The sequence below is a fragment of the Streptomyces sp. NPDC001787 genome (assembly GCF_040297465.1).
GTDB lineage: Bacteria > Actinomycetota > Actinomycetes > Streptomycetales > Streptomycetaceae > Streptomyces.
Map to the genome: position 1 here is coordinate 1 of NZ_JBEOZE010000065.1, position 6,047 is coordinate 6,047.

General features: G+C 66.4%; 7 protein-coding genes and 1 pseudogene. 3 read left to right on the forward strand and 5 right to left on the reverse strand.

Going from position 1 to position 6,047, the window contains the following annotated elements; translation table 11 throughout:
- Window positions 1-119 precede the first annotated feature (119 nt).
- A complete protein-coding gene (locus ABT170_RS40450; RefSeq protein ID WP_351876245.1) occupies window positions 120-821 on the reverse strand; it encodes a hypothetical protein in 702 nt (233 codons plus the stop codon).
- A 221-nt stretch (window positions 822-1,042) separates the two neighbouring features.
- On the opposite strand from ABT170_RS40450, the gene ABT170_RS40455 reads away from it, so the two are divergent.
- Window positions 1,043-1,402 (forward strand): GNAT family N-acetyltransferase, encoded by a 360-nt coding sequence (locus ABT170_RS40455; RefSeq protein WP_351876262.1) that lies wholly within the window; start codon window positions 1,043-1,045, stop codon window positions 1,400-1,402.
- Window positions 1,403-1,615: 213 nt separating this feature from the next.
- Here ABT170_RS40455 and ABT170_RS40460 read toward each other — a convergent pair whose 3' ends face one another.
- Both ABT170_RS40460 and ABT170_RS40465 read right to left on the reverse strand, forming a co-directional pair.
- Window positions 1,616-1,885, reverse strand: coding sequence for a leucine-rich repeat domain-containing protein (locus ABT170_RS40460; protein WP_351876248.1), 270 nt, complete (start codon window positions 1,883-1,885; stop codon window positions 1,616-1,618).
- Window positions 1,886-2,392, reverse strand: coding sequence for a hypothetical protein (locus ABT170_RS40465; protein WP_351876251.1), 507 nt, complete (start codon window positions 2,390-2,392; stop codon window positions 1,886-1,888).
- A 279-nt stretch (window positions 2,393-2,671) separates the two neighbouring features.
- Here ABT170_RS40465 and ABT170_RS40470 point away from each other — a divergent pair, with 279 nt between their 5' ends.
- The gene (locus tag ABT170_RS40470; RefSeq protein WP_351876254.1) at window positions 2,672-2,887 is read left to right on the forward strand and encodes a hypothetical protein; all 216 of its coding nucleotides are present in this window, start codon (window positions 2,672-2,674) and stop codon (window positions 2,885-2,887) included.
- A 7-nt stretch (window positions 2,888-2,894) separates the two neighbouring features.
- On the opposite strand, the gene ABT170_RS40475 is transcribed toward ABT170_RS40470, so the two are convergent.
- Window positions 2,895-3,407 (reverse strand): DUF1877 family protein, encoded by a 513-nt coding sequence (locus ABT170_RS40475; RefSeq protein WP_351876257.1) that lies wholly within the window; start codon window positions 3,405-3,407, stop codon window positions 2,895-2,897.
- A gap of 823 nt (window positions 3,408-4,230) precedes the next feature.
- Entirely contained in the window at window positions 4,231-4,572 is a 342-nt protein-coding gene (locus tag ABT170_RS40480) for a hypothetical protein (protein ID WP_351876259.1), read from the reverse strand.
- A gap of 1,134 nt (window positions 4,573-5,706) precedes the next feature.
- Here ABT170_RS40480 and ABT170_RS40485 point away from each other — a divergent pair.
- A pseudogene (locus ABT170_RS40485) lies at window positions 5,707-6,047 on the forward strand (hypothetical protein); the annotation flags it as partial.

Below are 6,047 nucleotides of genomic sequence, written 5' to 3' on the forward strand. Positions count from 1 at the left end.
GCAGCACTACAACGTTGCAGCATGGCCGGAGTGGTCGCCGGACGACGTGGTGGCGTGCTGGACGCGACTGGGACCTGGTGGCGAACAGGCCCGGCCTTGTCCGGTTCGGCGGTGGAGGCTCAGTTGTCGCGTGTTTCGGCGGCGCGGAGCGGTAGACCTGCGTTGACGCGCCGCTTCAGCTCGCGGAAGTCATGGAAACCGTCCACGTACGTGATCGCGTTGTCGTTCTCGTCATGGTCGTCGAACACACGCAGTAGATCGCGGTCGAAATGTTCCAGCATGCGGAGGTCGGCCAGGCCGATCGCGGTCGGTGGGGTCGCGATCTTCAGGCGCGGCCGACCGATCACCGCGTTGGCGATGAGCGCGCCACCGATGGTGAAGTGATGTTCTTCGCCATAGAAGAGCCGGGCATGGACGTCGCCGCCGATGTGGGCGGAGCAGTCGTTGTAGTCGCCGATGAGCCGATCGGTGCTCAGGTCGCCGTGGACCTCGAGCCAGCCGCCGGTCACGATGTCGCGTGCCCGCATGTTGCCGGTCACCAGCAAAAAGGACTCGGGATAGTCGTCATCGCCGTACGCGCCGTCGACAACCAGATCGCCGAGCACGACCAAGAGGTAGACACTCTCGTCTGTCAGGTCGAGGCCGCCGGGTATGTGCAGATCGCCATCGACAAACCCGATATCGGCGGTGTAGCCCTCGAACTCGTCGAGCGCCGCGGTCACATGCTTGATCATGTAATCGTTGTGGGACAGGCCGATTGCTGTGATGACCTCGGCTCGGGAGACCTGATTCTTCTTGTAGCTACGCACGTTGGCAATCATGGCCAGGACACTCTCCTCGTGTAATTGGTGTCGAGTTCTGTCGAAGTGCGTCTACTCAGACGACGAGCCGTCGAGCTGACCTCTTCTAAGCCGCACCGGCATGCTAAACGCCCTCACTGACACACCCCATGACATCGAACGCCTCGACCATCCGTCCCCTCGCCGCGGCGGACGAAGCCCGCTGGCGCGTGCTGTTCCGCCAGTACCGCGAGTTCTAGCGGCTGCCGGAGTCCGAGGAGGTCGTCTCCCGCGCCTGGTCCTGGCTGACGGATCCCGGGCATGAATGTGACGCCCTCGTCGCGGAGGTCGACGGATCCATCGTCGGATTCGCGAACCACCGCCCCATCCCCTCCCCGTACACCGGGACGACGGGCATCTTCCTCGATGACCTGTTCACCGATCCCGCAGCCCGCGGGCGGGGCGTCGGACGGGCGCTCACCCAACGATTGAGAGCACTCGCCGCTGCTGAGGGACGATCCTTCGTGCAATGGGTCACCGCAGAAGACAACCATCAGGCCCAGGCCCTTCACGGCACTGTCGCCGCGCGCACGAACTGGGTCATGTACGAGAGCGGCGTCTAGCTCAGGGTGCAGAGGTGGTGTGATGCCGCATACGGAATCACACCACCCCGGTGAGAGCGTCGGAGCCGTTCTCCTTGAGCGCACGGGGCCTTGGCAAACGATTCCGCCAGCCTCGCCCGCTGCTTCATGTCTGGCTGGAGCATTGGGCACGCGACACCATGACGGCGATGGTGGTCGGCGCACCGGCGTACTGGACGAGGGATCGTCTTCCGTTCACCATTCCACTCGGATGTGCGGGAGTGCGTTGCGTAGGCGGTCCAGAATCGGCGAGCCGAGCTTCGTGTACCGCAGATCGACGGTTTCGAGATGAGCCAGCCGGAAGAAGGACTCCGGCAGGGTGGTCAGCTCGTTGAAGGAGAGGTCCAGCCGTCTGAGCCCTGGCATGCGGGCGAAGGCATGGTCGGGCAGCGCGGTGAAGGCGGTTCGTACGACCTGCTCGCGCACCCTACGTTCGCCCCAGCGGCCGATCTCCAGTTCCTCCACTTACGGCTTTTCGGAGGACTCGGCCGACTCCGGCGGGTGTTCCATCTTCTGGCGTAGCTCGTCGGTGCGCCGCCGTCGGTCGTCCCGGAACTCGCTGCCCCAGATCAGCACTGTTCCCACGAGTGAGGCGACCCCGATGGCTATGAAGATGCCCACCGTCCGCCACACCGGGCCGATCGAGGAGTAGGCCCAGCCTTCACCCGCGAAGATGGTGTCCCCCGGGGAGACCGGGGCGCTTTGGATATGGCCACTGCTGGTACGGCCGTCCGAGAACCGCCACGACCCCGGGCAGTACGACGCGGGCGTCGTCTGGCCCTGGCTCTGGACGCACCGCCCGACACCGGTGGCGGTGGCCTCCTCCCCATTTCGTAACTTCTCGATGAACGTGCCGAAGAAGAGCACCCACATCAGGCCGAGAATCACAGCTGGAACACCCAGCATCGTCAGCCACTCGGAGGCGGACGGCCACCTCCACATCGCGACCGGCAGGTCTTCCGTCTCATCCACACGCACGCTGTCGTCCGAACCGCCCTCGCCCATGCCGTCGCCCCTGCCTGGTCACGGATCGCTTCTTGTCACAACTGACGGCGGGGCGACCTCACACGGTTCCGCCCTCTGTCGAGGGAGCAGTGACGGCTCGAACGGTGGTGATCACGGCGGCGCGGTGGGTGCGCAGCCGTTCCGTGGCCCCCGGGGCTTCCGGGGTCGGCCGACCCGCACCGGCTGCTCGGCTACTCGCTCGAAGTCGTCCTCTTCCGCCCTCCGTACAGCGCGGCGGACCTGGAGTTGAACTGGGTCGAGGACCAGTCCTACGATCCCTTCTCCTACGGCCTGATCGACACGGAGGGGCGGTGGCGCATACCGATGGGCCAACGGTTCATCTGTGTGCGGCCGTTCCGCGACGGAACCGCCGAGGTGATCCTGAACACCGAGAACGGCTCCTACGGTGGCCCGTGGACGGGTATCGACACCCAGGGACGGTCCGTCGACCGGCCGTCGTAGAAACCGATCAGTCCACGTAGAAGACGATCAGCCCCTCGCCGGCCGCCGCGGCGTCGGCGAGGAATCCGGCGAGCTCCTCGTAGTGCGACTTGTCGAAGCTTTTACGCCGGCCCCGGTCCGGCACTAGGGCCATCCCGGCCGCGGCCATCTTGGCGGAATCGGCCCTGGCGACCAGGGAGTCGAAGGGGTTCCCGCCCAGGGCGGCGGCCAGCGCCGTCACGCCCGCAGGAGTGACAGACCAGGGCTCGAAGAACTCTCCGACATCGGACAGAAGCCACGGCTCGACGTCGTCCGGCTGCCGGATGGTTCCCTCGTGGATGCCCAGCGTGTACAACGTGACCGGTGTGCCTGCGTCCGCCAGCACGAACTCGAACAGGTCGATCGACTTCTGCGGTACGGACACGGTCGGGACGTCGCTTTCGTCCCACGCCCCGTACCACTCGACCACCGCGTACCAGTCGCTGGCGTACCGGGCCAACTGCTTCGGAGCGAACCGGGCGTACATCAACACTGTGCTCATGCCTGGCACGCTATGCCGGGGGAGGCGGCGGCTTCTCTCCCACGTGCGGCATTTCCGTACTTCTACTGAACCTCCGAGGACCACGACCGGTCAGGGCGCCGCCCCGGCGTTCGCTGCGGCGCGGCGCACGAGAGTTGAGAGGGCCCGGATCCGATGGGGATCCGGGCCCTCTCAACGTTCTGCGTCTCAGCTGTCTACCAGCGCAGCCGAGTTCATCAGGGTCCGCACGGCGCTGTTCGGACAGTTTCGCGGCCCGTTTGGACGTTGTCGAGCCATGTGCCGAGCTTCACCACCACCGGCCCGTCAGCACCGTTCTGACGGCCTCCCGGACCATCCTTCGCCTCCCCAGGGGCTCGGCATGCTTGGGGGGCACCCGAAGATGCCCTTCACGGGCGCTCGGTGCCGTCGATCTCACTCGGCCCGAAGGAGAGCACGCTGATCAGCCCGGACCGTGCGGACCATCATCAAGACGGCCGCCCGCGCGGCCGGGCTCATCAAGGACGAGGACGAACGGGCCCGGCGGGACGCGCCGGCCCGACCGGGTGCGGCACGGCCTGACCCCCTCTGCGGCCAGAGCGGTCCTGCCGTGCCGCACACTGTCGGTCTCGAATTGCCCGACCACCGCGCCCAAGCCTTCGTTCCGTCCCTGAGATTTCATTCCCCGGCCCCCTCTCTCGGCCCCAGAGGGTGCTCGGCGGGGTTCCGGAACCCAACCCGCGGCCCCGCCGCCGCGTGATTGGCGGCACGGCTTGCGAGTACCACAGGCAGAGGGCCGGCCCGCGTGGACGCTCCGCCCTTCGGCAGCGGCAGGTCCGGGATGCTGCTACGCGGGTACGACGTGGACGCTCTGCGCGACGCTGCCGGGGGGGCAGGCGACCGCAGCCACCTCGGGCGCCTCGACGGTGTAGTTGCTGTACAGGACGCCCCCCACGCCCGACTGCACGTCGAGGCAGACGACCTTGGCCTGGTAGGTGCCGGTGTCGCACTGCACCTTGCCCCCTCCGTACCAGTGGACGTTGGGGCCCTCATGGAGCCACTCGATCCAGGTGACGCAGCCGGTGGGCGGATCGGCCTGGGCCACGGGGGCTGCTTGAGCGGGGGCAGCAGCCAGAACGGACAACCCGAGGACGGCTGTCGCGAGGGTCACCATGGTTCGCTTGAGCATCAATTTCTCCTGCATTTCGAGTAGGGAAACGTTGACCAGTTCTGCCGGAGGCCATCGCTGCCGGCCTTTCTTCGCCGGACGGATGCGGTGATTGACGTGATGGTTATTCACGTATGCATGCAGAAGTTCAATGGAACTCTGCATATCCTTTTCTCGTCGAACTCCAGCAGCGCCCGTATCACCGCAAGGGAAGACAGCGGGGCGTCGGCGCCGTGCGGGGCCTTCACCGCCCGGTGCAACGCGGTGGCGCCCTGCTCGTCGTGCGCCGAGACATCTGCCCGTCGGCGATCAGTGAAACAACCAGTGCGGCACCCTCGGCGGGGTCACCGCCACGATCGGGCGCGACAGCAGCAAAAAGGGATTCGCTCTGACTTCGCTCATGGTGAGGACTCCTGGACGGCGCGGTGACAACGGACCCCGGCAGGCCGGGGCCGGACCTGACAGAACGTAGTACATGTGACCAGGCCGTTTGGTCATGAGCAGCGAGGTTCCGTGGCCGATTGCGTAGTTCTACTGACACCGGCGCCGGTCGAGACGCACAAGGAAGGGACAGCGCCATGCTCGGACGGGCCCGGCACCACAGGCCCCCCACACCACGAAGGAGAAGGAAGCCGTGCAACTCGACGAAGAAGACCGGGCCAGACCGATCCCGGAGACCCTCGAACAGTCTCCCGGCCGCGAGTGGCCGACGAAGATGATGCACACGCCAGGCACCGATCGACTCCGTGAGCTTGAACGGTGGAAACCGTGAATTCGCCGCTGCGCCGCCAGGACCACGTGTGGCTTCGTTGATCTCTAGGAACAGCGTTTGTCGACTGGTTTCGGCGTCACTTGCTGATCAGGGGGGCCGTGCATGTCGACGAGAAGTGACGGCCTGCTGGCTCAGTCCAGGAGACCCGCCTTTCGGGCAAGTGGCCGGCGGGCGTGCCTCCGGGGCGTCGTCGACCATCTTCGTCAACGCCTCGATCAGCTCGACCACCGTCGTGCCCGTGGGGGGCGAGACGCCCGCTCTTATCGTCCATGACCGGCCAACGAGGCAGCATGCAGACAGCGCTCCCGTACGCCTGACGCTGCCGGGGATCCTGGAAGTTCTTCGGGGCGGCCTCGTTGCCCGTGGGCGGTCGGGTTCGTTGAATGGGCATGGATGAGGAGAGAGCACAGGGGTTTCCGCCGGTGCATGAGCTCGCAGAGGATGTGCTCCTGGAGTGGTTCCGGCGCGAGGTGGCGTCGGATCCGGAGACGGCGTTCGCGGCGGTTGAACGTCTGGTGGTGACGATGCATGAAGCGTCGTGTCCGCTCACTGAAGGCGCGGTGGAGGCCGGAGTCGGCTGGCATCGGATTGGCCGGGCTCACGCCGCACTGGAAGGAGCCGGATTTCTCCTTCGGCAGGCGGCAGCACTGCTCCTCGGGATGCCTGCCGCTGAAGGGGAGGCGATTGCCCATGCTCTGGGCGAGGAACTGCCCGGCGACGGCGG

What these genes read in the sequence shown, in the direction of transcription:
- ABT170_RS40450 (WP_351876245.1), bottom strand. Translation starts at nt 821, where the DNA reads ATGATTGCCAACGTGCGTAGCTACAAGAAGAATCAGGTCTCCCGAGCC.
- ABT170_RS40475 (WP_351876257.1), bottom strand. Translation starts at nt 3,407, where the DNA reads ATGAGCACAGTGTTGATGTACGCCCGGTTCGCTCCGAAGCAGTTGGCC.
- ABT170_RS40480 (WP_351876259.1), bottom strand. Translation starts at nt 4,572, where the DNA reads ATGCTCAAGCGAACCATGGTGACCCTCGCGACAGCCGTCCTCGGGTTG.